This window comes from Bacillus sp. VA15, assembly GCF_055721145.1.
In genome coordinates, this window is sequence record NZ_JBVQPQ010000007.1 from 1 (window position 1) to 21,734 (window position 21,734).

The window sequence follows — 21,734 nt, forward strand, 5'->3', positions numbered from 1 at the left end:
TATAACTAGCGGCTCCTCTATAACCTCTTGCTTTAATTTTTACATTAACAGGAGAACCGTGACTATCCTCCATAGCATAATTCTTGATATAATGTTTAGCTAATTTAGGGTTTTCAGCATCATATGTACCGAATGTATATGTCCATGTTTTAGAGAAATTTTTCCCGTTCGATTTTACAAGAGATACTTTATAGTACGGATCGCCATCACTAATTGTTTTGACATTAATGTAAGCACTTGTAGAGTTATACTTAGTTCTAACTGGAGTATAAGCTGTACTATTACCACTAAACTTTAAATTGAAACTAGAATCACTTGTATTTGCTTTTGCTTCAGCATTAGTTGCGGAAAACCCAGTTAATACCAAACCAGTAATAGTTACAGCTCCAATAAGTTTTTTTAATTTAGTCTTCATATATGATTCTCCTTATTCACAATTTTAAATTTTAAAGAATAGCTTAAACTTTTTAGATGGAATCAGGGCTCCATACACCACGAGAGTGCCAATTATAACTAGCGGCTCCTCTATAACCTCTTGCTTTAATTTTTACATTAACAGGAGAACCGTGACTATCCTCCATAGCATAATTCTTGATATAATGTTTAGCTAATTTAGGGTTTTCAGCATCATATGTGCCAAATGTATATGTCCATGTTTTAGAGAAATTTTTCCCGTTCGATTTTACAAGAGATACTTTATAGTACGGATCGCCATCACTAATTGTCTTGACATTAATGTAAGCACTTGTAGAGTTATATTTGGTTCTTACTGGAGTATAAGCTGTACTATTACCACTAAACTTCAAATTAAAACTGGAATCACTTGTATTTGCTTTTGCTTGAGCATTAGTCGCGGCAAAACCAGTCAATACCAAGCCAGTAATGGTTACAGCTCCAATAAGTTTTTTAAAACTCATCTTCAACTTTTTCACCTCCTCACTAAACCTTTAATTTGATTTTCTGTGTAATTATACCATGGAATATAGAAAATTAAAGGTTTAAATAGAAAATTAAACTAATTTTAAAGGATAATTTGTCTGTATTTCAAATGTCTACTATGCACCTGTAAAGTACTAATGCACTAAATAACTGGTTTAAGGTGCTTCTCTTCATATAGTCGAGCAGGCTTTGTGTGAATGTAAAGGAGAGTAGCAAAAGGAAAAATAGTATGGAGTATTATAAGTGTTCAAATTATAAGGGTGTGGTTTTTAGAGAAAGATTGTTTTTTTGATAAGGTTCAGCTATGGAATGTCGAGTATAATCCATTAGTAATTATCGTAATGGTTTATAACAATATAAGTTCGGGTATTGTTCCATACAATATTCAGTTATCGCATTTAAACTAATGTTACATACTTATTATTTAGTAGGTGGAAATCCTTCAATTATCTTCAGAATTAAAAACGACTAAAAATGTGGAGAGTAGATCAATTATAGTATAAATAAATTGGGTCTCTATGAGCTTTTGAATACAAATTCATTAGTCGACTTTCGTGCAACAATATTTGTTTAACACATTGAATCTGGAAAATCGGTTTCGAAAGAGATCAAATCCATAGTTGTTTAAAATCAAAAAAGAGACTAAGAAATTTGAATTCTTAGCCTCTTATTGACCACAGTCTGAAACTTTGACAGTACAGAGTGGAATATTGCGAATTATTATTTATTAGGGTACAAAAAGTTATAAAGTTCTTCTTGAATTTTTGTTAACTCTTCAGCGTCAGGTTGGAAGAAATACTTATTTCCAATATATAAATCGGAGCCTTTTAAAGTTAATGTTTCAACGTCGCTTCCTTTAAAACCGCTGAAAATTTGTTGAAGTGCTAGGACTTGGGTAATTCTTAAATTTGTTGTTATATTATCACTTACTTGATCTGCTAAAGTATCAATTTTTGCCAGATTAGAAGGTTTTGATGTTTGATCTAACATAGCCATCAATATTTGTTTTTGTCTATCATTACGTCCAAAGTCTCCCCGTGGATCTTGTTTTCTCATTCGTGCATAAGCAAGAGCCTCTTCCCCATTTAAATGCATGTTCCCTTTTTGGAAATAAAACTTTTTAGATTTTGATGTATCACTTTTCTCACTAAAATCAAAGGGTACATCAACATCAACTCCGCCAACTTCATCAATTGTTTTTTTGAATCCTTTAAAATCCACAGTGGCGTAATAGTCAATAGGTATATCTAAAAGGTTTTCAACAGTTTCGACAGTTGTTTGAGCTCCGCCTTTGCCATAGGCAGCATTAATTCTCGTTTTTGTCCCGGAAGTATCACCAGATATTTCAACTCTTGTATCACGAGGAATACTCAGTAACTTCATTGTCTTTTGTTTAGGGTTTATAGTAGCAACAATAATAGAATCAGTTCTTCCTCCTTTTCCATTTGTTGCATAGTCTTCAACTCCTAACAAAAGAACAGAAAAAGGTTGTTTTTTCTTAAGGTCTACTACCTCTTTACGTAATTTCGATTTTTCGCCACGGTCTAATTCTTTATAAGAACTGTCAGCGGCTTGAAGTGTTTTATATACTTTATACCCAATTAGCCCGGCGAATACTATAGAAAATAGGAAAAAGAGCAAGAGTATTCGCTTTAAAATAATTTTTCGTTTATTTTTTTTTTTCTTTACACGAACCTTAACTCGTTCTGGCATCATTTATTCTCCTTTTGATTTTTAACTTGATTTTCAAGGTATTTCAAAATACCAAGTTTAGTATAACATGATCCATTCGTTAAATTTAAAATCCATTGAGAATATTCGGAAGTTCTTTTCTCATCTACGTATACATCGAATTCAACATTTTCGGCATAATGGATTTCCTTTAACAGAAATTGTGATTCCCTTAATTCATTTTCTATCTTGCCAAGCCAAGTGTAATCTGCGGAAGTGTGCATGACCCGCATAAGCTTCCGTTCTACAACACCTATATGATTTAATCCTTCAGACACTGATTTCCCATAAGCGCGAATTAATCCGCCGGCTCCAAGTTTAATGCCTCCAAAGTATCGTGTAACGACGGCGCAAGTATCCTTAAGTCCGCGTTTTTTTAATACTTCAAGCATTGGCACTCCCGCTGTACCACTTGGTTCTCCATCATCATTGGCTTTTTGGATATGATCGTTCTCGCCAATTACGTAAGCCGAGCAATTATGAGTCGCATTCCAGTGCTGTTTCTTTATTTTCTGTATAAATTCCTGTGCCTCTTGTTCGGTAGAAACACGGCTTAAATGACAGATGAAACGCGATTTTTCTATAACAATCTCGTGTTCTCCTGCTTCTTTCACAGTAAAATAGCTGTGCAGCATGCTTGCTGACCCCCTGCTAAGCATAAAAGACTGCCTATACAAATTCGTACAGTCTTTAGAATTTTTGTGCGTATTTTGGTATCATAAAGAATAGAAGGTATATAAAATTGTTTTTTTCTAGAATATACGCATTCTTTCATTATAATTCGACATAATTTGCAGATCAATTACATTTATAATAAAAATATATGACAACGCCGTGACGGAGGGAAATTATGAATAAAACAAAGATGGATTCCAAAGTTCTGGATTCTATTTTGATGAAGATGCTGAAAACCGTTGACGGGAGCAAGGACGAGGTTTTTCAAATCGGGGAGCAGTCACGCCAGCAGTATGAACAGCTGGTTGAAGAACTGAAACAAATTAAACAGCAGGTGTATGAAGTTATCGAGCTTGGCGATAAACTTGAAGTGCAAACCCGCCATGCGAGAAACCGTTTATCCGAGGTCAGCCGCAATTTTCATAGGTTCAGTGAAGAAGAAATCCGCAATGCTTACGAAAAAGCCCATAAACTGCAGGTAGAATTGACGATGATCCAGCAACGTGAGAAGCAACTGCGGGAACGCCGGGATGATTTAGAGCGAAGATTGTTAGGCCTTCAGGAAATCATTGAGCGGTCTGAATCATTAGTAAGCCAAATAACAGTTGTGCTTAACTACTTGAATCAGGATTTGCGCGAGGTCGGACTGCTTCTTGCTGATGCTCAGGCAAAACAGGATTTCGGCTTAAGAATTATTGAGGCACAGGAAGAAGAGCGAAAAAGAGTCTCCAGAGAAATTCATGACGGACCTGCTCAAATGCTGGCAAATGTTATGATGAGATCGGAATTAATCGAGCGGATTTTCCGTGACCGGGGTACTGAGGACGGATTCCAAGAAATTAAAAATCTCCGTCAAAATGTGCGGAATGCCCTTTACGAAGTGAGAAGGATTATATATGATTTAAGACCGATGGCCCTTGATGACCTAGGCCTGATTCCAACTTTAAGAAAATATCTATATACAACCGAGGAATATAACGGGAAGGTCAAAATACATTTTCAGTGCATTGGTGAAACAGAGGATCAGCGGCTTGCGCCTCAGTTTGAAGTTGCGCTCTTCAGGCTCGCACAGGAAGCTGTGTCTAATGCGCTAAAGCATTCTGAATCTGAAGAAATTACAGTCAAAGTTGAAATCACAAAGGATTTTGTGATTTTAATGATAAAAGATAACGGAAAAGGGTTCGACTTGAAGGAAGCGAAAGAGAAGAAAAACAAATCATTCGGCTTGCTGGGCATGAAAGAAAGAGTAGATCTATTGGAAGGAACCATGACAATAGATTCGAAAATAGGTCTTGGGACATTTATTATGATTAAGGTTCCGTTATCTCTTTGACTATGATTTGTAAAATAGAGCCAAAAGGCATATTGACCGAATGCTAGAGTATATTGAACAATAATACAAGGAGGCGTGGCTTGTGACTAAAGTAAACATTGTTATTATCGACGACCATCAGTTATTTCGTGAAGGTGTTAAACGGATATTGGATTTTGAACCTACCTTTGAAGTGGTAGCCGAAGGTGACGACGGAGACGAAGCGGCTCGTATTGTTGAGCACTATCATCCTGATGTTGTGATCATGGATATCAATATGCCAAACGTAAATGGTGTGGAAGCTACAAAACAGCTTGTAGAGCTGTATCCCGAATCTAAAGTAATTATTCTATCAATTCACGATGACGAAAATTATGTAACACATGCCCTGAAAACAGGCGCAAGAGGTTATCTGCTGAAAGAGATGGATGCTGATACATTAATCGAAGCGGTTAAAGTAGTTGCCGAGGGCGGTTCTTACCTTCATCCGAAGGTTACTCACAATCTCGTTAACGAATTCCGCCGTCTTGCAACAAGCGGAGTTTCTGCACATCCTCAGCATGAGGTTTACCCTGAAATCCGCAGACCATTACATATTTTAACCCGGCGGGAATGTGAAGTGCTGCAGATGCTTGCAGACGGAAAAAGCAACCGCGGTATTGGTGAATCATTGTTTATCAGTGAGAAAACCGTTAAAAACCATGTGAGCAATATTTTGCAAAAAATGAATGTAAACGACCGGACGCAAGCCGTTGTGGTCGCCATTAAAAATGGCTGGGTAGAAATGAGATAGTATAATACGAGACTTGCCTTTTACTAGGCAGGTCTTTTTTTAGGCTGCCGTTTCCCTTACAATAGAGTTATAAAGCAATAAGGCAGGTATCGAAGCTATGAATATTGCAGTCGTAACAGACAGCACGGCATATATTCCGAAAGAAATGCGTGAACAACATCAAATACATATGATCCCTCTCCAGGTTGTTTTTGGTGAAGAAACTTATCGTGAAGAAATCGAACTGGACTGGAAAAGCTTTTACGATGAAGTAAAAAAACATACCGAGCTTCCGACGACTTCTCAGCCGTCAATCGGCGAGCTGGTTGCTTTGTATGAAGAGCTTGGCAAGTCTTATGATGCGGTCATCAGTATCCATCTTTCCAGCGGGATCAGCGGAACGTTCAGCAGTGCAGCAGCGGCTGACACAATGGTAGACAATATTGAAGTGTATTCATTTGACTCAGAGATCAGCTGTTTGGCTCAAGGCTTTTATGCTCTTAAAGCTGCTGAATTAATCAGAAATGGAGCATCATCGCCGGAAGATATCATAAAAGAACTGGAAGAAATGAAAAAAACAGTTCGGGCGTATTTTATGGTAGATGATTTAGCCCATCTTCAGCGGGGCGGACGATTAAGCAGCGCTCAAGCCTTCATTGGGAGTCTTCTAAAGGTAAAGCCTATTCTTCATTTTGACAATAAGGTAATTGTGCCTTTTGAGAAGATTCGCACACGTAAAAAAGCAATTTCGCGAATTTATGAGCTTTTAGACGAAGATGCGAGTAAAGGATTGCCTATGCGTGCTGCTGTTATCCACGCTAATCGAGAAGAAGAAGCAGCGAAAATCATTGAAGAGCTTTCTGCAAAATATCCTCACGTTGAATTTTATAACAGTTATTTTGGCGCGGTAATCGGCACTCATTTGGGTGAGGGTGCGCTAGGAATATGCTGGTGTTTTAAATAACGTAAAATCTCCGTTTTAACAGCGGAGATTTTTTTATATTCTTATTTTGATTGCTGGACAGAAAATATTCACTAAGGCATACTGTCTCGAAAGGAGGCGGTGCTATGCTGATTGTGCCAGCAGAAAAGAACATTTCTTTTTCAAAAGAATTGCAGCAGACGCTTCAAAGCCGTCATTTGCTCAGAACCGAACTCCCATTTTCCGATAAGTTGATTGAATGGCATATCGAAAATGGATATGTCGCTGCCCAAAACTCTATATCCATAAATAAACGGGGATATAAGTGTAATAGGTGCGGCCAAAATGATCAGCGGTATTTTTCTTTTTATCTCTCATCTGGAAAGAATCAGCTATATTGCCGTTCCTGTGTCATGATGGGCAGAGTGAGTGAGAATGTTCCTTTATATTCGTGGATAGAGGAGGATGAACCAAACTGGCCGCAAATAAAGCTGACATGGGATGGCAAGCTTTCAAGCGGACAACAAAAAGCCGCCAATGTCTTAATTGATGCAATATCAAAAAAAGAAGAGCTCCTCATTTGGGCTGTTTGCGGCGCTGGCAAAACAGAGATGTTATTCCCCGGTATAGAATCCGCGTTAAATCAAGGGTTGCGTGTATGTATTGCGACACCCCGCACCGATGTAGTATTAGAGCTTGCTCCTAGACTCAAGGCTGCCTTTCAGTGTGCTGACATTTCAGCACTTTACGGAGGAAGTGATGACAAAGGCTGTTTATCTCCGCTTATGATTTCTACCACACATCAGCTTTTGCGATATAAAGGGGCATTCGACGTTATAATCATTGATGAAGTTGATGCGTTTCCGTATTCTGCTGATCAAACACTTCAGTTCGCTGTTCAAAAAGCTAGAAAGAAAAACAGCACCCTTGTTTATTTAAGTGCAACACCTCCTCAAGAATTAAAAAGAAAAACACTGAATGGACAGTTATATTCAGTCCGTATTCCAGCAAGACACCATCGGAAACCTTTGCCCGAACCGCGCTTTCTATGGTGTGGAAACTGGAAAAAGAAATTATACCGAAATAAAATCCCGCTAGCGGTAAAAAGATGGATAGAGTTTCATGTGGAAGAAGGGAGGCCTGTTTTTTTGTTTGTTCCCTCCGTTACTGTTCTAGAAAAGGCAGTTGCATGCTTTAAAGATGTTAATTGCCGAGCAGCGGCAGTGCATGCGGAAGATAAACACAGAAAAGAGAAAGTACAGCAATTCAGAGACGGTCAGCTTGATCTCTTAATCACAACAACTATATTAGAAAGAGGCGTCACGATTCCCAAGGTGCAAACGGGTGTATTAGGGGCGGAATCGCCTATCTTTACGGAAAGCGCACTTGTTCAAATCGCAGGAAGAACCGGGCGGCATAAAGCGCATGCAGACGGTGATGTCATTTTCTTTCACTACGGAAAAACAAAGAGTATGCTGGATGCAAGAAAGCATATAAAAGAAATGAATGCCTTGGCAGCAAAAAATGAATGAACAGACTAGCCATTATTTGAAAACGTGGTACAGTATACTCATATAACCGACGATGAGGAGCTGTAAAAATGCTTGTCAATTCAAAAGAAATCGTAATGAAAGAACTGCTCGACCGATATATGGATCAGCTTCATATGATCTGCACTTGCCAAGTATGCAAAAACGATGTATTGGCACTTTCTTTAAACAAAGTAAGACCATCCTACGTCACTGATCTTCAAAAGATCGCATATACAAAAGCTGAGCTTGTAGATAAACAAAAAAACACGGCTATGCTTGTCATTTTGGCTGAATCTGCTGCTGTGGTTTCAGAGAGTCCAAGCGATTTATGCCAAATGAAGCAGGAGGGGGCATTTATAAACTGATCTGTCTATTATGCGATTCACCATTTTTTCAAGCTATTACATGGAGAGCTCTTTTTTTATTAAAGCCTGAAGAAAAGGTCTGCCATACCTGCAGAAGCAAATTAAAGAAAATCACAGGACATATCTGCACCCTGTGCGGCAGGCCTCAATCCGTTCATGCGGTATGCAGGGATTGCGAGGCGTGGAAATCAAGAGTCAGTGACAGCTTGCTGCTGCGCCAAAACCGTTCAGTTTACACATATAATGATATGATGAAAGAAACGCTCTCCCGTTTTAAATTTAGAGGAGATGCAGAAATCATAAATGCTTTTAAAAGTGATTTTTCTTCAACCTTCTCACAGGTTTACCCCGATAAGCATTTTGTTCTTGTTCCTATTCCGCTGAGCAAGGAACGGGAAAAAGAGCGCGGATTTAACCAGGCACAGCTCCTGGCAGAATGTTTAGACCGGCCTATCCACCATCCCCTCATCCGCCTGAATAATGAGAAACAGTCTAAGAAAAAGAAAACAGAACGCCTGCTTTCAGCGCGTATTTTTGATACAAAAAACAACTCAGCCGAAGGTATGAATATCATTTTAATAGACGATCTTTATACAACAGGCGCCACTTTGCATTTTGCAGCCCGCTGTTTATTAGAGAAAGGAAAAGCCGCTTCAGTGGCATCTTTTACCTTAATCAGAAGCTAAATGATTCTGTTTTTATGCCGATATAATCACTAGAAATTAACACAGGCATATTATCGAATAAGGAGAAAAAAGATGGGAGAACTGGCGAATTGTCCGAAATGCAATGCTTTATTTTTAAAAACAAAGCTGCAAACCGTATGTCAGGCGTGTATTAAGGAAGAAGAAAAATCATTTGAGATTGTATATAAGTTTTTAAGGAAGCAGGAAAACCGGCAATCGACTTTGAGCCGGATAACCGAGGAAACAGGTGTAGAAGAAGAGCTGATATTGAAATTCATCAGGCAGAAACGCATTCAAATCACTCATCTCCCTAATTTGGCATACCCATGTGAAAGGTGCGGGACATCGATTCGGGAAGGCAAGTTCTGCAAGGCTTGTCAGTCCGATTTAAAGGCTCAAATGGATCATTTGGACCACGAGGACGCACTGAAAACAGAGAAGGAAAATAGTAAAAAAGACACATACTATGCCTATAATACCAAAAACAACTGATTCCCTAAACTAACTGAAACCGCAGTCGATAAAAGGGTTAGATTGTTTAAAGACTGCAACGGAAAGCGAGAGGAATCCTATGAAAATCAATCAATTTGGAACACAATCCGTTAATCCATACCAAAAAAATTATGAAAAGCCAGCGGTGCAAAAAACTGCTGCACAGCCTCAAGATAAAATTGAAATTTCATCACAGGCTAAGGAACTGCAAAATGCATCCGACGCAGTCACTGGTTCACGCCAGGAAAAAATTGAGCAGCTTAAAGCGCAAATTGAAAACGGGTCATACAAAGTAGACGCAAATCATATAGCAAAAAATATGATTGATTTTTATAAAAAGCAATAAAAAGGAGAAAGCCCATGTCAGCAAAGCCAATTATTGAACAATTGAAGCGACTTTGCGTTCTGCATGAGCACCTGCTCACGCTGTCTGAGGAAAAGACGGAAGCGCTCAAAGCCGGCAAAACAAAAGAGCTTTCTAACATTTTGACAAAAGAACAAAAGTATATTCAAGCAATCGGGCAGACAGAAGATGACCGGATCAAGGCGACTTCCGCCTTTCTCGGATACAGCGACAATAACACCATTTCCGCATGTATCGCCAAAACTTCAGGCAGTGAAAAGGAAGAGCTGGAACAATTATACGAAGCTCTTTCTAACGTTCTCGGACATCTGAAAGAAGTGAATGAGATGAATAGGCAGTTGACGAGAGACGCGCTGCAATTCATCTCTATTTCGTACGATATGCTGGTTCCTAAGGAAAATAATTTCAATTACAGCAAATCAATTAAAGCTGAGCTTCCAAAGAGCAGCCCAATGAAACTTTTTGATTCAAAAGCTTAGCAGAAAGGAATTCAGAATATGACATCTACCTTTATGGGGCTTGAAACTGCAAGGCGGGCGTTAAGCGCTCAGCAAGCAGCTTTAAGCACTACTGCAAATAACGTGGCAAATGCCAATACTGATGGTTATACAAGACAGCGAGTCTCATTAGAGGCAACTGACTATTTCCCTGCTGTATCAAAAAATGCAGAAAAAACCGCGGGACAAATGGGAACGGGTGTTCAAGGGAAGTCAGTTGAGAGAATAAGAGATATCTTTCTTGACTACCAATACCGCCTTCAAAACAACAGTGCCGGATACTATGACACGAAAGCCAAAGCTCTGTCCCAAATGGAAGGCGTTTTAAATGAGACCGATGACAGCGGCTTGAACAGTGTGCTCAATTCGTTTTGGAATTCCCTTCAGGAATTATCGAATAATACTAATGAAGACAGTGCGCGTTCTGTTGTTGCTCGAAAAGGACAAGCTGTAGCTGAAACGTTTAATTATATTTCTGAATCACTTACAAATGTTCAATCGAACTTAAAAGCAGAACTAAATACAACTGTGTTGGACGTTAATTCTCTGCTTTCTCAATTAAACAGTTTAAATAAGCAAATTGCACAAGTAGAACCGGTCGGACTTCTTCCGAATGGCTTATATGACCAGCGAGATTTGCTGATAGATAAATTATCCTCAATGGTTGATATCAAAGTCAGCTACAACAAATCAGGAGGGAATGCACTTTCTTCTGCTGAGGGAACTGTATCAATTGAAATCCTTGATAAAAATAAACAGTCGCTGGGAACTGTTTTGGACGGTAAAAATTACGCGGTTTCAGAACTTGCAGCCAACTATGATAATGAAACTGGGTTAGTATCAAGTATTTCAATCGGAGATACGGCTGTACAGGTGGAGTCATTCAGCAGTAAGGGATCCCTTTTAGGATTTGTAGAGTCTTACGGGTATATAACAGCTGACGGTGAAGAAAAGGGCATATACCCTGAAATGCTAACTGACCTTGACAATATGGCCCTTGAATTCGCGAAAGTTTTCAATGAAGTGCACAGAAATGGTTTGACCAAGAGCGGTGAACAAGGCGGGGACTTTTTTGATTTTACTGGCGGTGACACTGAGCCTGCAAAGGGAGCAGCGGGCAAGATTAAAGTTGCTGACAGCATAATAGATTCTAAAGGCGCAAACATTGCTTTCTCACTGACTGGTGCAGCCAACGATAATGCAAATGCTACAAAATTAGCGAATGTTTTAACCGGTAAAATGATCATTAATGGCAAAGAAACTAGTGTGTTAGATTATTATGCGGGTTTGATTGGCGAGCTGGGGATCAAAGCTCAAGAGGCAAATCGCCTGGCGTCTAATACAGAAACACAGCTCAATGATGCTGACATCAACCGTCAGCAAATGAGCGCGGTCTCTTTAGACGAAGAAATGACCAATATGATTCAATTCCAACACGCATACAATGCTGCTGCGAGAATGGTGACGTTACAAGACGAAATACTCGACAAAGTGATCAATGGCATGGGTGTCGGAGGAAGGTAGGTAGATCAAATGAGAGTAACACAAGGGATGATTCAGCAAAACTCATTGAGATATATCGGTTCAAGCTACTCGAAGCTGGATAAACTTCAATCACAGATTTCTTCAGGAAAAAAAATCTCAAAAGCTTCTGACGATCCTGTAGTAGCGATGAAAAGCTTAAAGTATAATAATCAATTGTCACAAGTGCAGCAATATCAAAGCAATGCTTCTCAGGCATTTACCTGGCTCGAAAACACAGAAACAAACATTACTGAAGGAATTGACATCCTATCAAAGGTCAGAGAATTAGCTGTTCAAGCTCAAAGTGATACAAACGGCGAAGCGGAGCGGCAAGCGATTGGCGTAGAAGTGAAGCAATTAAAGGAGCAGCTTTTAAATATTGCGAATACACAAGTGAACGGAAGATATATCTTTAACGGCACAAATTCAGACAAGCCTCCGGTTACAGATAACGGAGACGGAACTTATACAATTTCTGATACTGCTGATGTTGTTGTCAATATATCAAATAATATGGCATTGAAAGTGAATTCAGATCCAAAGTCAGCTTTTGGGGGCACTTCTGAAAGCGGACAGAATGTATTTGAAATGCTTGACTCATTTGAGAAAGCACTGAGTTCAGATTCACTAGATGGCATGGACAATGTTTTAGATGATATTGATCAATTTTCTGGCGGCATGAGCGCTGAACGTTCTGATCTTGGAGCTAGATATAATCGTCTTGAACTGGTTAATACAAGACTTTCAGCTCAAGAAGAAACAGCTACAAAAGTGTTGTCAGACAATGAAGATGTAGAACTGGAAGAAATAATAACAGAATTTATTGCGCAGCAAAGCGTGCACAGGGCTACCCTGGCTGTAAATGCACAAATTGTTCAGCCTACATTGATTGACTTTTTAAAGTAAAGCGGCTCTCAGGAGTTCGCTTTTTTTATAGTTCAGGAGGTAGAGTGATGCAAATTCCCAGATTGATTATGCATAGTGTTCAAGGGAAAATTGGTTTAACAACGACGCCCGCCAGCTTAAAAATGGAGCAGCCGCAAGCCAACCTAGAGATCGAACAGCCAAGCGCGGAAATGGAAATTTCGGTGACGCCTGGAAAACTCACGATTGACCAGACGCAAGCATGGGAAGAATTAGACAGAAAACATATATTCAAGAGAATCGAAGAAGCCGCGCAACAAGGGCATGAGGATGTACTGGAGGGAATAGCCCGCACTGCAGAAGAAGGAGCCGAGCTTATGAGAATTGAAAATAAGGGGAACCCAATCGCTTCACAAGCAAGGAGGAACTCTGAGATGCACCAGATTCAATTAGGCGAACATTATGCTCCTTCTCTTTCAAGGGTGAAAATACAATATACCCCGTCAGAGCTTGATATTCAGATTACGCTGCAAAAGCCTGTTATTCAGGCTGAACCGCATAAACCAATTGTTGAATATACGCCTGGAAACGTTAAGGTTGACATGCTTCAATACCCTGATTTAAATATAGATGTAGAATACCCGAAAGAATCACACGAAAAGTAAACAGAAAAGGATCGTGAACAATGATCATTCATACAAAGTACCATGGCCAAATGAACGTAAAAGAAGAACAAATCATTCTTTTTGAAAACGGGATTCCAGGCTTTTTAGAAGAAAAACAGTTCGTCATTCTTCCGCTTTCAGAAGACTCTCCATTCGTGGCGCTGCAGTCCGTCACTTCAGAAAATCTTGCGTTCATCGTTGTCAGTCCGTTCATCTTTTTTAAGAATTATGAATTTGACCTTGATGAATCAACTGCTGAACTTTTGGATATCGATAATATTGAAGACGTAGAAGTTATGACAATATTGACCATGGCAGAGCCGTTCGAAAAATCTACTGCCAATTTATTGGCTCCCATTATTGTGAATCGTAAAAACATGATGGCTAAGCAAGTCGTTTTACACGACTCCTCATATACGACAAAGCATCCGATTGGAGGAGAATCATGCTAGTTTTATCGCGGAAAATAAACGAAGCGATTCAAATAGGTGCTGATATAGAAGTGAAAGTCATTGCGGTTGAGGGTGACCAAGTGAAACTTGGAATTGACGCCCCAAAGCATATTGATATTCACAGGAAAGAAATATATTTGACCATTCAGGAAGAAAATAACCGTGCGGCAGCGTTATCCAGCGATGTAATCTCCGCATTATCCTCACAAAAAAAGTGAGGATTTTTTTATTTTGGTATTAACAAAATCAGAGACAATCCGATATTAATGATGTAGCCGGGAGGAAGCGTAAATGACTTCGCCGGTTACAAAAATGAGGCACAAGGACGTGCCTAAAAACACATTCAGGGAGGAACAAAACAATGAGAATTAACCACAATATCGCAGCACTTAACACACTGAACCGTTTGTCTTCAAACAACGGCGCGAGCCAAAAGAACATGGAGAAGCTTTCTTCAGGTCTTCGTATTAACCGTGCTGGAGATGACGCAGCAGGTCTAGCGATCTCTGAAAAAATGAGAGGACAAATCAGAGGTCTTGAAATGGCTTCTAAAAACTCTCAAGACGGAATCTCTCTTATCCAAACAGCTGAGGGTGCATTAACTGAAACTCACTCAATTCTTCAACGTGTTCGTGAGTTAACTGTTCAAGCCGGTAACACTGGTACTCAAGATGCAACGACAGACCTTGTAGCAATTCAAGATGAAATTAACAACCTTCTTGATGAAGTAGATGGAATTTCTCAACGTACAGCGTTTAACGGTAAAAAACTTCTTGATGGAACTGAAACAGCTGGATTCACTTTCCAAATTGGCGCCAACAAAGGTCAACAATTAACAGTTAATATTGGTAATATGAGTACTGCTGCTACAGGCCTAGACATGTTAAAAGCAGATTACGTTGTAACAACAGCTACAGCAGCTAACACAGATGCGCTTTTAGAAAAAGTTGATTCTGCAATTAACAAAGTATCTTCTGAACGTGGTAAACTTGGTGCGGTGCAAAACCGTCTTGAGCACACAATCAACAACTTAGGAGCATCTGGTGAAAACCTGACAGCTGCTGAGTCTCGTATCCGTGACGTTGACATGGCTAAAGAAATGAGCGAGTTCACTAAGAACAACATTCTTTCTCAAGCTTCTCAAGCTATGCTTGCTCAAGCGAACCAACAGCCGCAAAACGTACTTCAATTGTTACGTTAATTTTTTTAAAAAGACCTTGGCTTTGCCAGGGTCTTTTATTTATGTTTTTATCTCCGAATCATTCCCCTTGCTGTCTATTACTCGTGATATAATAATCAGATTCTTCACCTGCTTTATAAATGTATTTCCAAACAAGAAATCTAAAACAGATGAGTTTTTTTCCAAAAATATGTGTAATCTTTTCTCTACTTAGTCGATATAAACGATAGATTGGGGCATAGGGGATGATCAATTGAACATTGAAAGGCTCACTACGTTACAACCTGTTTGGGATCGTTATGATACTCAAATACATAATCAGAAAGATCATGAGAGTGAGGGTCCTGTTCATCAAGTTTCATATACCAATCTTGCTGAAATGGTAGGGGAAATGAACAAGCTTTTGGAACCTTCGCAAGTTCACCTGAAGTTTGAGCTTCATGAAAAGTTAAATGAATACTATGTAAAAGTAATAGAAGACTCTACAAATGAAGTTATCCGCGAAATTCCGCCGAAACGGTGGCTTGATTTTTATGCGGCTATGACTGAATTTCTTGGGTTGTTTGTAGATGAAAAAAAGTAGATTAGGAGTGGTTTGGAATGGTCACGAGAATAACAGGTCTGGCGTCAGGAATGGATATAGATGATATCGTATCAAAGCTGATGCAGACAGAAAGAGCGCCGCTTGATAAGCTGACACAAAAAAAGCAGACTCTTGAATGGCAGCGTGACAGCTATCGTGAAGTAAACTCAAAAATAAAAGAATTGCAAGATTATATGTCTAAAAATACGTTGACATATCCGAGTACGTATCAGAGCAAAACTGTGACCAGCTCCAATGAGTCTGTGTTAACTGCTACAGGAAACGCAAGTGCGCCAAATTCTTCTTCTACTGTTGAAGTAGCGAGCTTGGCAACCGCAGCAACGTATAAGGCAGATAATTACACGGGATACACACAAGGCGATTATAATTTGGCATTTAACGTTGTGGCGCCTGGCGAGACAACAGCAAAAACAGTAAACATCAGTGTGACGAGCGCAGATACGATTGATAATGTGATTTCTAAACTTAACAGCTCAGATCTAGGAGTCTCAGCATTTAAAGATAAAATTTGGAATGGTACAGAGTATGTAGAAACGATTGCGTTTTCTTCTAAAGCAACAGGTGCAGGAGGCAGCATACAGGCAGCAGACTCTGCTACAGCCGACTTTATGTCCGGACAGCTTGGTTTTTCTTTAGACGCTGATAATAAGCTAACTGCTTACAAAGAAGGAACAAATGCAAAAGTCACAATTAATGGCTTTGAAATGGAGAAGCTGACAAACAACTTTACGGTTAATGGCGTTACCTACTCGATCAAAAATACAACGGCAGCCACAGGCCCTGTTACCACATCTGTTTCTACTGATGTTGACGGGATTTATAATCAAATTAAAGAGTTTGTAGATAAATATAATGAATTGGTTGACAGCCTGAATGAAAAGCTTAAGGAAGAAAAATACAGAGATTATACGCCGCTGACGAGTGAACAAAAAGAAGCAATGTCCGATAAAGAGGTAGAACTCTGGGAAGAGAAAGCGAAAAGCGGTTTGCTAAGAAATGATACCAGTATAAGCACCGGTACGAACCAAATGCGGACTGATTTTTATTCTCAAGTAAATGCGAATGGGAAAACCTATCAATTAACTGAATTTGGCATCACAACTTCAAGTGCTTACCAATTGCGGGGGCATTTGGAGATTAATGAAGACAAATTGAAAGCCAAAATACAAGAAGATCCGCAAAGTGTTGCCGCCTTATTTACAAGCGGAACGAACAGCAGTGACTATAGTGATAAAGGAATTATGAAACGCATCGGTGATACACTGAAAAGCACAGTGAAAAGCATTGAAGCAAAAGCCGGCAACTCGACAATGGGCGCCGATAACTACTCAATCGGTAAAAATTTAAACACGATCAGCACTGATATCATCAAAATGCAGGACCGGTTGAACACGATAGAAAACCGTTATTATAAAAAATTCAGTGCAATGGATTCTGCGATTCAAAAAATGAACGAACAAGCGTCCTATTTATCACAGCTTCTTGTACAATAAATGTAATTTGGAGGATGACACATGGCGATCCAAAATCCTTATACAGCCTATCAGCAAAATTCAGTGAATACTGCTACACCAGGTGAACTGACACTTATGCTGTATAATGGCTGTTTGAAATTTATAAGACTCGCATCTCAGGCCATTGAGAATGATGATATGGAACGTAAAAATGAAAATCTGATTAAAGCGCAAAATATCATTCAGGAATTAAATTTTACGCTGAACCGCAACATAGAGCTTTCCGCCTCCATGGGTGCGATGTACGATTATATGTATCGAAGATTGGTACAGGCAAACATCAAAAATGATACGAGCATGCTGGCTGAGGTTGAAGGATATGTAACAGATTTTCGCGATGCATGGAAACAAGCCATTCAAAGTGAACGGAAGGACCGGCACGGATCAGGCGGGATCGCATGAATAACATAGATCAACTATACATTGAGACGCAGAGTATGCTGTCACACATACAAGATACACCTGAAAGCGATGAACTTTTAAAGCAAATTGAAGACTTTGTGGCTAAACGGTCTGAACTTATTCAGGAGATATCTCTGCCGCTTTCAGAAGAAGAAAAAAAGCAGATGAAGCTTGTCCTGACATGGGATCAGCTTATTGTGAAGGAAATGAAAAGACTAAAGCAGTCAATCGCAACAGAACTTCAGCAGGTAAAAAGAAAACGTGCGATGCACACGACGTATTTAAATCCTTATAACAACATTACGATTGACGGCAGATATTATGACAAGCGTAAATAGGTGAGTGCCTTGAAGAGCATTGAAGATTATACGCTTTTATCAGCTTATTATCATCTTCTTTTTACCATTGAGGAAGGGCTATGTTATTTGATAGAAGCTGAACAGAATTTATCAAAAACAGAAGGGGATCGGATCTACCAAGATCTGATCCAAGCCTTTTTTTATTTGGATTCAACACATTCAACACTCCTCTTTGTTATGAACACGCGGTGTGCTGAAATATGTATTAAAGCATTTGACGAAATTTTTGCGGAGTTTGATCAATTGGTTTCTTTCTCTTTTCCCTCTTATGAGTTCTGCGAGTTTTTAAAAGAACATTTTCTGATTCATTATAGAAAATGGATGCTGTCCATTCATCAATGTATGGAGCCCTTTGTAATCAATTAGGCGAGGGTGAGGTATTTGTTTCTTACAATCAGCATATACATATACCTCCGAACCGCCAAATCATCAGCACATACAAACACAATTCGACAAAGTTCACTGAATTTTCACAAAAGGTTTACGTTTCAGCAGGAATTGTAAAGGGTAAAGTAGAAATAGATACATATCCTTAATAAAAGGGAGGCGTTCTTTGATGAACTATAACATCAGAGGAGAAAATATTGAAGTGACACCCGCGTTAAAGGATCATGTCGAGAAAAAGATCGGCAAGCTGGAGCGTTATTTTGACCATAGCGTGAATGCCGATGTGAACGTCAACTTGAAGTTTTACAACGACAAGGAGTCTAAAGTTGAGGTTACGATTCCGATGACAGATCTGGCGCTTCGGTCCGAGGTGCATAACGAGGATATGTACAACGCAATTGATCTCGCAACAAACAAACTGGAACGTCAAATCCGTAAGCACAAAACGAAAGTAAACCGTAAATTCCGTGAGCAGGGCTCTCCAAAATACTTATTGGCAAACGGCCTTGGCTCTGATACAGATATTGCGGTTCAGGATGAAATAGAAGATGAGGAGAGCTTGGACATTGTCCGTCAGAAACGCTTTAATTTAAAGCCGATGGACAGTGAAGAAGCGATCTTGCAAATGAATATGCTCGGCCATAATTTCTTTGTTTTCACAAATGCAGAAACAAACCTTACAAATGTCGTGTACCGCAGAAATGATGGGAAATATGGCTTGATTGAACCGACTGAATAAAGAACAAAAGCCTTCCGTGATGACCGCGGAAGGTTTTTGTTTTTCTTATTTGCAAATTCTTTGGAAATAACAAAAGGTATGATATGATAATGAGAGGTATACATGGACTAGTAAATTATTTATACATGCCTGCAAATCAGGCATGTGATGATAGAGGAGCGTTATAAATGCTTGGAATTTTAAATAAAATGTTTGATCCAACAAAACGTACGCTGAATAGATACGAAAAAATAGCTAACGATATTGATGCGGTTCGCGGAGACTATGAAAATCTCTCTGACGACGCGCTGAAGCATAAAACGATTGAATTTAAAGAGCGCCTTGAAAAAGGGGCGACAACTGATGATCTTCTTGTTGAAGCATTCGCTGTTGTTCGTGAAGCTTCGCGCCGCGTAACCGGAATGTTTCCGTTCAAAGTCCAGCTCATGGGGGGCGTAGCGCTCCATGACGGAAATATCGCTGAAATGAAAACAGGGGAAGGGAAAACGTTAACGTCTACTCTGCCTGTTTATTTAAATGCGTTAACAGGTAAAGGCGTACACATCGTGACTGTCAACGAATACTTGGCAAGCCGTGACGCTGAGCAGATGGGGAAAATTTTCGAGTTTCTCGGTATGACTGTCGGCTTAAATTTAAACTCAATGTCAAAAGACGAAAAACGGGAAGCTTATGCCGCTGACATTACTTACTCCACAAACAACGAGCTTGGTTTCGACTATTTGCGTGACAATATGGTTCTTTATAAAGAGCAGATGGTTCAGCGCCCGCTTCATTTTGCGGTAATAGATGAAGTTGACTCTATTTTAATTGATGAAGCGAGAACACCGCTTATCATTTCTGGACAAGCTGCGAAATCCACTAAGCTGTACGTGCAGGCAAATGCTTTTGTCCGCACGTTAAAAGCAGAGAAGGATTATACGTATGATATCAAAACAAAAGGTGTACAGCTGACTGAGGAAGGAATGACGAAGGCAGAAAAAGCGTTCGGCATCGATAACCTGTTTGATGTGAAACATGTCGCGCTTAACCACCATATCAACCAGTCCTTAAAAGCGCACGCTGCGATGCAGAAGGACGTTGACTATGTAGTGGAAGACGGACAGGTTGTTATTGTTGATTCCTTCACGGGACGTCTGATGAAAGGCCGCCGCTACAGCGAGGGACTTCACCAAGCAATTGAGGCAAAGGAAGGGCTTGAGATTCAAAACGAAAGCATGACCTTGGCGACCATTACGTTCCAAAACTACTTCCGGATGTACGAAAAACTTGCCGGTATGACTGGTACAGCTAAGACAGAGGAAGAAGAATTCCGCAACATCTACAACATGCAGGTTGTCACAATCCCTACTAACAAGCCTGTTGTCCGTGACGACCGTCCGGATTTAATTTACCGCACGATGGAAGGTAAGTTTAAGGCTGTTGCGGAGGATGTCGCACAGCGTTACATGACCGGACAGCCTGTTCTTGTCGGTACGGTTGCGGTTGAAACATCTGAATTGATTTCTAAGCTGCTTAAAAACAAAGGAATCCCGCATCAAGTGTTAAACGCCAAAAACCATGAACGTGAAGCGCAGATCATTGAAGAGGCCGGCCAAAAAGGCGCAGTTACGATTGCGACAAACATGGCGGGGCGCGGAACGGACATTAAGCTTGGCGAAGGTGTAAAAGAGCTTGGCGGTCTTGCAGTTGTCGGAACGGAACGCCATGAATCACGCCGGATTGACAATCAGCTCCGAGGACGTTCCGGACGTCAGGGAGACCCGGGGATCACCCAATTTTATCTTTCTATGGAAGATGAATTGATGCGCAGATTCGGAGCTGAGCGGACAATGGCAATGCTTGACCGCTTCGGGATGGACGACTCTACTCCAATTCAAAGCAAAATGGTATCCCGCGCGGTTGAATCGTCTCAAAAACGCGTCGAAGGCAATAACTTCGATTCACGTAAACAGCTTCTGCAATATGATGACGTTCTCCGCCAGCAGCGTGAGGTTATTTATAAGCAGCGCTTTGAAGTCATTGACTCTGAAAACTTGCGCGAAATCGTTGAAAATATGATCAAGTCTTCTCTCGAACGTGCAATTGCAGCCTATACGCCAAGGGAAGAGCTTCCTGAGGAGTGGAAGCTTGATGGTCTTGTTGAGCTTGTCAACACGACTTATCTTGATGAAGGTGCGCTTGAGAAGAGCGATATCTTTGGCAAAGAGCCGGATGAAATGCATGAACTCATTATGGATCGCATCATGACGAAATATAATGAAAAAGAAGTGAAATTCGGCGAAGAGCAAATGCGTGAATTCGAAAAAGTCATCGTCCTTCGAGCCGTTGATTCAAAATGGATGGATCATATCGATGCAATGGATCAGCTTCGCCAAGGAATTCACCTTCGAGCGTATGCACAGACGAATCCGCTTCGAGAGTATCAAATGGAAGGCTTTGCGATGTTTGAGAATATGATTGAATCGATCGAGGACGAGGTCGCAAAATTTGTGATGAAAGCTGAGATTGAAAACAATCTGGAGCGTGAAGAGGTTGTACAGGGCCAGACAACGGCTCATCAGCAGCAAGAAGGCGACGATAACAAAAAAGCAAAGAAAGCACCGGTTCGCAAAGTGGTTGATATTGGCCGAAATGCCCCATGCCACTGCGGAAGCGGGAAAAAATATAAAAATTGCTGCGGCCGGACTGAATAGTCCGCTCGGGCAAGTTTACTGACCGCGGCGCCTGTAGGCGCCCGCGGATCTTTTAATGAGGTGA

The 21,734-nt window shown here is 40.1% G+C and carries 26 protein-coding genes; 22 read left to right on the top strand and 4 right to left on the bottom strand.

Annotated features, from left to right (window positions below):
• From AC0DBE_RS16570 to AC0DBE_RS16585, 4 genes are all read right to left on the bottom strand, one after another.
• Positions 1–415 (bottom strand): hypothetical protein (locus AC0DBE_RS16570; protein WP_472962926.1); only part of this gene is annotated, 415 nt, incomplete at its 3' end.
• Between the two features lie 52 nt (positions 416–467).
• Positions 468–917 (bottom strand): hypothetical protein, encoded by a 450-nt coding sequence (locus tag AC0DBE_RS16575; protein WP_238528883.1) that lies wholly within the window; start codon positions 915–917, stop codon positions 468–470.
• 742 nt (positions 918–1,659) lie between these two features.
• Positions 1,660–2,652: an LCP family protein gene (locus AC0DBE_RS16580; RefSeq protein WP_041521082.1), complete on the bottom strand. Its 993-nt coding sequence runs from the start codon at positions 2,650–2,652 to the stop codon at positions 1,660–1,662.
• Positions 2,652–3,305, bottom strand: coding sequence for a YigZ family protein (locus AC0DBE_RS16585; RefSeq protein ID WP_242733815.1), 654 nt, complete (start codon positions 3,303–3,305; stop codon positions 2,652–2,654). The genes AC0DBE_RS16580 and AC0DBE_RS16585 overlap by 1 nt, the downstream gene beginning before the upstream one ends.
• A 215-nt stretch (positions 3,306–3,520) precedes the next feature.
• Between AC0DBE_RS16585 and degS the strand changes: the two genes are divergently transcribed.
• The 22 genes from degS (at position 3,521) to secA (ending at position 21,670) form a co-directional block, all read left to right on the top strand.
• Positions 3,521–4,678, top strand: coding sequence for a two-component sensor histidine kinase DegS (degS, locus tag AC0DBE_RS16590; RefSeq protein WP_014115355.1), 1,158 nt, complete (start codon positions 3,521–3,523; stop codon positions 4,676–4,678).
• A gap of 82 nt (positions 4,679–4,760) precedes the next feature.
• Positions 4,761–5,450, top strand: coding sequence for a two-component system response regulator DegU (gene degU / locus AC0DBE_RS16595; protein ID WP_003219701.1), 690 nt, complete (start codon positions 4,761–4,763; stop codon positions 5,448–5,450).
• Positions 5,451–5,547: 97 nt separating this feature from the next.
• The gene (locus tag AC0DBE_RS16600) at positions 5,548–6,393 is read left to right on the top strand and encodes a DegV family protein (RefSeq protein WP_079288825.1); all 846 of its coding nucleotides are present in this window, start codon (positions 5,548–5,550) and stop codon (positions 6,391–6,393) included.
• Between the two features lie 107 nt (positions 6,394–6,500).
• Entirely contained in the window at positions 6,501–7,883 is a 1,383-nt protein-coding gene (comFA, locus tag AC0DBE_RS16605; RefSeq protein WP_079288868.1) for an ATP-dependent helicase ComFA, read from the top strand.
• Between the two features lie 68 nt (positions 7,884–7,951).
• Positions 7,952–8,248: a late competence protein ComFB gene (comFB, locus tag AC0DBE_RS16610; protein WP_014115352.1), complete on the top strand. Its 297-nt coding sequence runs from the start codon at positions 7,952–7,954 to the stop codon at positions 8,246–8,248.
• Complete coding sequence (locus AC0DBE_RS16615) at positions 8,212–8,934, top strand: ComF family protein (RefSeq protein WP_061186927.1); 723 nt, start codon at positions 8,212–8,214, stop codon at positions 8,932–8,934. Before comFB ends, AC0DBE_RS16615 begins: the two co-directional genes overlap by 37 nt.
• A gap of 72 nt (positions 8,935–9,006) precedes the next feature.
• Positions 9,007–9,426, top strand: a complete 420-nt coding sequence (locus AC0DBE_RS16620) for a TIGR03826 family flagellar region protein (RefSeq protein ID WP_079288824.1) — start codon at positions 9,007–9,009, stop codon at positions 9,424–9,426.
• A gap of 79 nt (positions 9,427–9,505) precedes the next feature.
• On the top strand, positions 9,506–9,772 hold the full coding sequence (gene flgM, locus AC0DBE_RS16625; protein ID WP_472962929.1) for a flagellar biosynthesis anti-sigma factor FlgM: 267 nt from the start codon (positions 9,506–9,508) through the stop codon (positions 9,770–9,772).
• A 14-nt stretch (positions 9,773–9,786) separates the two neighbouring features.
• Positions 9,787–10,269, top strand: a complete 483-nt coding sequence (gene flgN, locus AC0DBE_RS16630; protein ID WP_014115348.1) for a flagellar protein FlgN — start codon at positions 9,787–9,789, stop codon at positions 10,267–10,269.
• A gap of 18 nt (positions 10,270–10,287) precedes the next feature.
• Positions 10,288–11,811 carry a flagellar hook-associated protein FlgK gene (gene flgK, locus AC0DBE_RS16635; RefSeq protein ID WP_472962931.1) on the top strand — a complete coding sequence of 508 codons (1,524 nt, stop codon included), beginning with the start codon at positions 10,288–10,290 and terminating at the stop codon, positions 11,809–11,811.
• A 9-nt stretch (positions 11,812–11,820) separates the two neighbouring features.
• Positions 11,821–12,717, top strand: a complete 897-nt coding sequence (flgL, locus tag AC0DBE_RS16640; protein ID WP_014115346.1) for a flagellar hook-associated protein FlgL — start codon at positions 11,821–11,823, stop codon at positions 12,715–12,717.
• Positions 12,718–12,764: 47 nt separating this feature from the next.
• Complete coding sequence (locus tag AC0DBE_RS16645) at positions 12,765–13,340, top strand: DUF6470 family protein (RefSeq protein WP_472962934.1); 576 nt, start codon at positions 12,765–12,767, stop codon at positions 13,338–13,340.
• 20 nt (positions 13,341–13,360) lie between these two features.
• Positions 13,361–13,792 carry a flagellar assembly protein FliW gene (fliW, locus tag AC0DBE_RS16650; RefSeq protein ID WP_014115344.1) on the top strand — a complete coding sequence of 144 codons (432 nt, stop codon included), beginning with the start codon at positions 13,361–13,363 and terminating at the stop codon, positions 13,790–13,792.
• Positions 13,786–14,010 carry a carbon storage regulator CsrA gene (gene csrA, locus AC0DBE_RS16655; protein WP_003219727.1) on the top strand — a complete coding sequence of 75 codons (225 nt, stop codon included), beginning with the start codon at positions 13,786–13,788 and terminating at the stop codon, positions 14,008–14,010. Before fliW ends, csrA begins: the two co-directional genes overlap by 7 nt.
• Positions 14,011–14,153: 143 nt before the next feature.
• On the top strand, positions 14,154–14,993 hold the full coding sequence (gene hag, locus AC0DBE_RS16660; protein ID WP_242733820.1) for a flagellin Hag: 840 nt from the start codon (positions 14,154–14,156) through the stop codon (positions 14,991–14,993).
• Positions 14,994–15,225: 232 nt separating this feature from the next.
• A complete protein-coding gene (gene flaG / locus AC0DBE_RS16665; RefSeq protein WP_072182547.1) occupies positions 15,226–15,555 on the top strand; it encodes a flagellar protein FlaG in 330 nt (109 codons plus the stop codon).
• 17 nt (positions 15,556–15,572) lie between these two features.
• On the top strand, positions 15,573–17,069 hold the full coding sequence (locus AC0DBE_RS16670) for a flagellar hook-associated protein 2 (protein WP_472962938.1): 1,497 nt from the start codon (positions 15,573–15,575) through the stop codon (positions 17,067–17,069).
• A gap of 21 nt (positions 17,070–17,090) precedes the next feature.
• On the top strand, positions 17,091–17,492 hold the full coding sequence (fliS, locus tag AC0DBE_RS16675; protein WP_003219733.1) for a flagellar export chaperone FliS: 402 nt from the start codon (positions 17,091–17,093) through the stop codon (positions 17,490–17,492).
• Positions 17,489–17,830 carry a flagellar protein FliT gene (gene fliT / locus AC0DBE_RS16680; RefSeq protein WP_061186920.1) on the top strand — a complete coding sequence of 114 codons (342 nt, stop codon included), beginning with the start codon at positions 17,489–17,491 and terminating at the stop codon, positions 17,828–17,830. The genes fliS and fliT overlap by 4 nt, the downstream gene beginning before the upstream one ends.
• A 9-nt stretch (positions 17,831–17,839) precedes the next feature.
• On the top strand, positions 17,840–18,217 hold the full coding sequence (locus AC0DBE_RS16685; protein WP_014115337.1) for a DUF8042 domain-containing protein: 378 nt from the start codon (positions 17,840–17,842) through the stop codon (positions 18,215–18,217).
• Between the two features lie 190 nt (positions 18,218–18,407).
• Positions 18,408–18,977 carry a ribosome hibernation promotion factor gene (hpf, locus tag AC0DBE_RS16690; RefSeq protein WP_014115335.1) on the top strand — a complete coding sequence of 190 codons (570 nt, stop codon included), beginning with the start codon at positions 18,408–18,410 and terminating at the stop codon, positions 18,975–18,977.
• Positions 18,978–19,144: 167 nt separating this feature from the next.
• On the top strand, positions 19,145–21,670 hold the full coding sequence (gene secA, locus AC0DBE_RS16695; protein ID WP_014115334.1) for a preprotein translocase subunit SecA: 2,526 nt from the start codon (positions 19,145–19,147) through the stop codon (positions 21,668–21,670).
• Positions 21,671–21,734: the final 64 nt, after the last annotated feature.

What these genes read in the sequence shown, in the direction of transcription:
- AC0DBE_RS16575 (WP_238528883.1), bottom strand. Translation starts at nt 917, where the DNA reads ATGAGTTTTAAAAAACTTATTGGAGCTGTAACCATTACTGGCTTGGTA.
- AC0DBE_RS16580 (WP_041521082.1), bottom strand. Translation starts at nt 2,652, where the DNA reads ATGCCAGAACGAGTTAAGGTTCGTGTAAAGAAAAAAAAAAATAAACGA.
- AC0DBE_RS16585 (WP_242733815.1), bottom strand. Translation starts at nt 3,305, where the DNA reads ATGCTGCACAGCTATTTTACTGTGAAAGAAGCAGGAGAACACGAGATT.
- degS (WP_014115355.1), top strand. Translation starts at nt 3,521, where the DNA reads ATGAATAAAACAAAGATGGATTCCAAAGTTCTGGATTCTATTTTGATG.
- AC0DBE_RS16600 (WP_079288825.1), top strand. Translation starts at nt 5,548, where the DNA reads ATGAATATTGCAGTCGTAACAGACAGCACGGCATATATTCCGAAAGAA.
- comFB (WP_014115352.1), top strand. Translation starts at nt 7,952, where the DNA reads ATGCTTGTCAATTCAAAAGAAATCGTAATGAAAGAACTGCTCGACCGA.
- AC0DBE_RS16615 (WP_061186927.1), top strand. Translation starts at nt 8,212, where the DNA reads ATGCCAAATGAAGCAGGAGGGGGCATTTATAAACTGATCTGTCTATTA.
- AC0DBE_RS16620 (WP_079288824.1), top strand. Translation starts at nt 9,007, where the DNA reads ATGGGAGAACTGGCGAATTGTCCGAAATGCAATGCTTTATTTTTAAAA.
- flgM (WP_472962929.1), top strand. Translation starts at nt 9,506, where the DNA reads ATGAAAATCAATCAATTTGGAACACAATCCGTTAATCCATACCAAAAA.
- flgN (WP_014115348.1), top strand. Translation starts at nt 9,787, where the DNA reads ATGTCAGCAAAGCCAATTATTGAACAATTGAAGCGACTTTGCGTTCTG.
- flgK (WP_472962931.1), top strand. Translation starts at nt 10,288, where the DNA reads ATGACATCTACCTTTATGGGGCTTGAAACTGCAAGGCGGGCGTTAAGC.
- flgL (WP_014115346.1), top strand. Translation starts at nt 11,821, where the DNA reads ATGAGAGTAACACAAGGGATGATTCAGCAAAACTCATTGAGATATATC.
- AC0DBE_RS16645 (WP_472962934.1), top strand. Translation starts at nt 12,765, where the DNA reads ATGCAAATTCCCAGATTGATTATGCATAGTGTTCAAGGGAAAATTGGT.
- fliW (WP_014115344.1), top strand. Translation starts at nt 13,361, where the DNA reads ATGATCATTCATACAAAGTACCATGGCCAAATGAACGTAAAAGAAGAA.
- csrA (WP_003219727.1), top strand. Translation starts at nt 13,786, where the DNA reads ATGCTAGTTTTATCGCGGAAAATAAACGAAGCGATTCAAATAGGTGCT.
- hag (WP_242733820.1), top strand. Translation starts at nt 14,154, where the DNA reads ATGAGAATTAACCACAATATCGCAGCACTTAACACACTGAACCGTTTG.
- AC0DBE_RS16670 (WP_472962938.1), top strand. Translation starts at nt 15,573, where the DNA reads ATGGTCACGAGAATAACAGGTCTGGCGTCAGGAATGGATATAGATGAT.
- fliS (WP_003219733.1), top strand. Translation starts at nt 17,091, where the DNA reads ATGGCGATCCAAAATCCTTATACAGCCTATCAGCAAAATTCAGTGAAT.
- fliT (WP_061186920.1), top strand. Translation starts at nt 17,489, where the DNA reads ATGAATAACATAGATCAACTATACATTGAGACGCAGAGTATGCTGTCA.
- hpf (WP_014115335.1), top strand. Translation starts at nt 18,408, where the DNA reads ATGAACTATAACATCAGAGGAGAAAATATTGAAGTGACACCCGCGTTA.
- secA (WP_014115334.1), top strand. Translation starts at nt 19,145, where the DNA reads ATGCTTGGAATTTTAAATAAAATGTTTGATCCAACAAAACGTACGCTG.